Below are 4,631 nucleotides of genomic sequence, written 5' to 3'. Positions count from 1 at the left end.
ATTMTGTAATTATTTTTTTCATTAATTATTTACCTCCATATATTAAAAATATACCTAATTTTAGGTATATTTTATAAATATCAAGAGTTTTCGACAAAATTAAAGAGTTTTATCATTATTTTTTTTAAATATATCTGTATAATAATTGTAAAGTAGGTGGATATAGAAATGGGATATTATTATCAACACCGTTTAGGGTTTTCTTTTCATTGTTTGCAACGAATTCGAGAACGAATTCCTGCTTTTAAAAATGAAAATGACTGAATTATTAAAGAAAAAATTATTAAAATGATTGATAATTCTTCTGATCGAATTGAGACAACAAAAAATTTATATATTAAATTGGATGATTTAAAAGGGAACTTATATGTTGTAGTTGCAAAACAGATAAGATTAATTGTAACAGTAACTCCAATGAGTCCTGGAAAATTATTGGATATTATTACAAGGAATTAATTTTTGTTTTTTATTGTAAATTGTACTATGAAGTGTAGCACTTTATGAACTGTAAAATTAAGCTTTTTAAATTTGTAAAGATTTTTTATAAAAATTAAAGCAAAAATATCTTTTATTTTATGGCTTATTTTAGTTAATTAATTACTAAAATAACTATTAAGCTTAAAAATAAGGTTTTCATTCATATAAAAAGTGCTACATTTGCATTTACAATTTACATATTTAAAAAATCAATATGTTATAGTTAAATTGTAGGAAAAGGAGAACAACAAGAATGAAAATTGTGATTGGGAATGATCATACAGGTATTGAAATGAAAAATGCAATTGTTAAACATTTAATTGCACAAAAATATGAAATTATTAATTTAGGTACAGATAGTATTGAGGCAGTTGATTATCCTGATATTGGTCAAGCTGTTGGTGAACGCGTAATTAAAGAAAAAAATAGTATTGGAATTATAATTTGTGGAACAGGAATTGGAATTTCAATTGCGGCAAATAAAGTAAAAAGAATTAGAGCAGCATTGTGTAATGAAACAATGCTAGCAAAATTAGCGCGCGAACATAATAATGCTAATGTTTTGGCATTGGGTGCTAGAGTTATTGCAAATCAAAATGCAATTTGAATTGTTGATATGTTTTTAAATAGTACTTTTGATGCTGGTCGTCATACGCTTCGTGTTGAAAAACTTAATAACCTTCTTTAATTTTGTCGAAAACTCTTGATATTTATAAAATATACCTAAAATTAGGTATATTTTATAAATATCAAGAGTTTTCGACAAAATTAAAGAAAATATTTACAATTATTTTAATAGGTTATGCAAGAAGTCTAATATTATTTTAGCACAAGAAACTTGAGTACGTTATCACAGTAAAATGATGGTGGAACATTATTTACATTTAGTTCAGGAAATTTGATGGTTTGCACAAATTATTGGAGCAATGTCTATTTATTTTTTTATTAGAAAAATTGGAATTAAGAATTCATTAATTTTAGCATTAATAATTTGAAGTCTATATTTTATTTTTGTTGCTATCATTCCAATTCTGGAAGTTTTATTAATTTGTCAATTTTTAAATGGTTTTGCAATGATATTTTTGTTTGAAATTTTATTTTCAATTACAATGATGTGGAATTATCGGATTCAAAATCAACCTGTCACGGGTTGTTTTTCAGCATTAAATGCTTTAGTAACATTTCTTATACAGTTCTTAATCCGGGTTTTTGCCCATTATCAAGTTGGTATTTTTAGTAATTTAAATTTAGATTGAAATTTACCATTTATTAAAAATGATTTATTTTTAGATTCATTAAAGCAAGTTATTTTATATTTATATTTAAGTTGTGCTATTAGCTGCTTTATTTTAATTGTTGTTGTTTTCTTTAGCATTAAATTTATTAGTGGTGAATATTATAATCGCAACCAATTTGAAAGTAAGCTTAGTGAATTAGTTGGAATGGTTGTTATCCATGAGATTGATCAAAAAATTGCTTTAAAAAAATATTTACAAAAAAAGAAGTTACATAATAACTTCTACTGCAATAATATCAGGCATTTCTTGTTTAACAATTTGTTCAACACCATCTTTAATTGTTGAATCAATTAATCCGCAACCAACACATGCTCCTGCCAAACGAACATAAACAATATTATTTTTAACTTCAACAAATTCAATATCGCCGCCATCTTGGTTAATATAAGGGCGAAGATTATCAATAATATCTTTTGCTTGATTTGTTTGTGTCATTCTAATCACCTTCACTATTTAATTATAGCATTTTTATAACAAAGTTAGTTTAATTAATTATGGATATGTATATAATAATAGGTAGAGATTCAATTTAGAATTTTTATTGGAGTTTAAGTGTTTAGAGGAGGACTAATGGAAGAAAAAAGTTTTAGTATATATGGCCTATCTGCTGGAATAAAATTAGCAGACGAAATTTGTAAAATTTTAGGTGTAACAAGACAAGAAATGGAAACTGTTCGTTTTGCTGATGGTGAAATTTTGGTAAGGGCAATGAATTCAGTGCGAGGGAAAGATGTTTATATTATTCAATCAACATCTTGGCCAGTCAATGAGAATCTAATGGAATTATTAATTGCAATTGATGCTCTAAAACGTGGTAGTGCACAAAGCATTAATGTGGTCATTCCTTATTTTGGATATGCTCGTCAAGATCGAAAAGCACGTGGTCGCCAACCAATTACATGTAAATTAGTGGCGAATATGTTAACAACAGCAGGGGCAACAAGAGTAATGACTGTTGATTTACATTCACCACAATCAATGGGATTTTTTGATGTTCCAGTTGATGATTTACGCTCAACACAAGAATTAGTAAGAACAATTGTTCGAAAAATTGAAGAAGACCATCTTAAAGAAGAAATAACAATTGTTTCACCAGACCACGGTGGATTAGTACGGGCACGAGATGTGGCTAATCGTTTAGGAAATTTAGCTGGGAATATTGCAGTAATTGATAAGCGCCGTCCAAAACCAAATGTTAGTGAAGTTCAATTTATTTTAGGAGATGTCAAAGACCGTATTTGTTTTATTGTTGATGATATGATTGATACAGCTGGCACAATTTTTAATGCAGCAAAAGCATTAAAACAGCATGGGGCAAAAGCAGTTTATTTATTAGCATGCCATGGAGTATTTTCACCCCCAGCAAAAGAGCGTTTAACAGAACTTATTAATGATGGTACAGTTAAAAAGGCTATTGTTACAAATACAATTGATATTAATCAAGATCGATTATTTGACGGGTTAGAAGTCATTTCAATTGCTGATTTAATTTCACAGATGATTAGAGCAATGATTGAAAAACGTAGTTTATCAGATGTTTATTCAAAATGTAATGAGCAAATAAAAAAAATAATTGAGAAAATAAAAAATAAAATAGTTGGTAAAGTTTGCATTGTTTAGTTAAGAAATGCAAACTTTTTTATAACATTTTTTAAGAAAGAGAGTAATTTATTTATGATTAGATAATCAATTTTAAAGTAGTTTTTTACTATAATTAAATTAAGAAAAAGCTATTTATCCAAATTATTATTATATTGCAATATATCACTAGTTAAAAATATCAAGGAGCAAATAATGATAACTTCAATTTATGGTTATAGACGTATTATTCAAATTATTATTAATATAAGTATTTTAATTTTAATATTATTCTTATTATTGACTATTAGTTACTATTTATTTACAGCAGTTTTCTTTTTTAAGTACAATATTAGCATTACGATATATGATCTCATTTTTCAAATATTTTTTCTTAATTTTATTTTAAAAGGTTATTATCCATATTTAACTATTGTTCTGTATTGTGTAATTATGAATATTTTTTATAGTATTTTAATTATTACTTGAACAACAGTATTAGAAGATAACAAATATAATAAATATAATAAATATTATTTTTTAATTTTAATATATAGTTTTTTTAACTTAAGTTTTATTATTAATTTATTCTTTTTTAATAAAAAAGAAATTGACAAAATTGTTAAAACAAACATTAATGTTAATCAAAGAATGAATTTTCATGAAAATATTATTATTTTTATTACGAGTATTTTTGTTTTTGCTTACTTTGCTATTTTATTTTCAACAGCAGATATTTTAGCGATAAAAGAAAAAATATTTCCTTTTGTGACATGTATAGTTATTTTTTTCATTATTTTTTATTCTATCTTTTATTAATACCGTTTTTATCAAAAGGCAACTTTTTTAAAATTTGCATTAATTGGACAACATTATTATTATGTCTAAAATTAATTATTTTATTATTATTTCATTTAGTTGGTAGTATTCTTAATTCTTGTATTAAGAATGCAAATAGTTTTTTAGTAAATTAAATATTACTGGTTATTTAACAACTATTTATTTTATTGCCACACAAACAATTAAAGCTTTTTTTATTAAGAAACCTAAAAAATTTGTTTTAGATTTTACAAGTTTAAAAATAATTTAGAAAATAAAACTTTCATAATTTAGAGTTTTATTTTTTAATTGTAAATGCAAATGTAGCAAATATTAATGCAATTCAAAAAAATAACTTTAATTTTGTCGAAAACTCTTGATGAAATAAAAAAAATCATCAATATGACAATTTGAAAACTAATTTTGTGTAAGATTATGATTTTGCTTTAAATTTTTAAA

Annotated in this window: 5 protein-coding genes; 4 read left to right on the top strand and 1 reads right to left on the bottom strand. The window is 24.5% G+C overall.

Annotated elements, in window-relative coordinates:
* The first annotated feature begins 168 nt into the window (after window positions 1-168).
* Window positions 169-456, top strand: coding sequence for a hypothetical protein (locus EHV01_RS03385; RefSeq protein ID WP_422066202.1), 288 nt, complete (start codon window positions 169-171; stop codon window positions 454-456).
* A 274-nt stretch (window positions 457-730) separates the two neighbouring features.
* Window positions 731-1,165: a ribose 5-phosphate isomerase B gene (rpiB, locus tag EHV01_RS03380; protein ID WP_422066201.1), complete on the top strand. Its 435-nt coding sequence runs from the start codon at window positions 731-733 to the stop codon at window positions 1,163-1,165.
* A gap of 817 nt (window positions 1,166-1,982) precedes the next feature.
* Here the strand turns inward: rpiB and EHV01_RS03375 are convergent.
* Window positions 1,983-2,210: a NifU family protein gene (locus EHV01_RS03375; RefSeq protein WP_004028319.1), complete on the bottom strand. Its 228-nt coding sequence runs from the start codon at window positions 2,208-2,210 to the stop codon at window positions 1,983-1,985.
* Between the two features lie 135 nt (window positions 2,211-2,345).
* Here EHV01_RS03375 and EHV01_RS03370 point away from each other — a divergent pair, with 135 nt between their 5' ends.
* Window positions 2,346-3,395 carry a ribose-phosphate diphosphokinase gene (locus EHV01_RS03370; RefSeq protein ID WP_422066200.1) on the top strand — a complete coding sequence of 350 codons (1,050 nt, stop codon included), beginning with the start codon at window positions 2,346-2,348 and terminating at the stop codon, window positions 3,393-3,395.
* A gap of 411 nt (window positions 3,396-3,806) precedes the next feature.
* On the top strand, window positions 3,807-4,172 hold the full coding sequence (locus tag EHV01_RS03365) for a hypothetical protein (protein WP_422066199.1): 366 nt from the start codon (window positions 3,807-3,809) through the stop codon (window positions 4,170-4,172).
* Window positions 4,173-4,631 lie beyond the last annotated feature (459 nt).

The organism is Spiroplasma sp. hy2 (assembly GCF_044714365.1).
GTDB classification, from domain to species: Bacteria; Bacillota_I; Bacilli_A; order Mycoplasmatales; family Mycoplasmataceae; genus Spiroplasma; species Spiroplasma phoeniceum.
The sequence above is the reverse complement of the archived record's forward strand: the minus strand, read 5'-3'. Positions and strand labels throughout refer to the sequence as shown.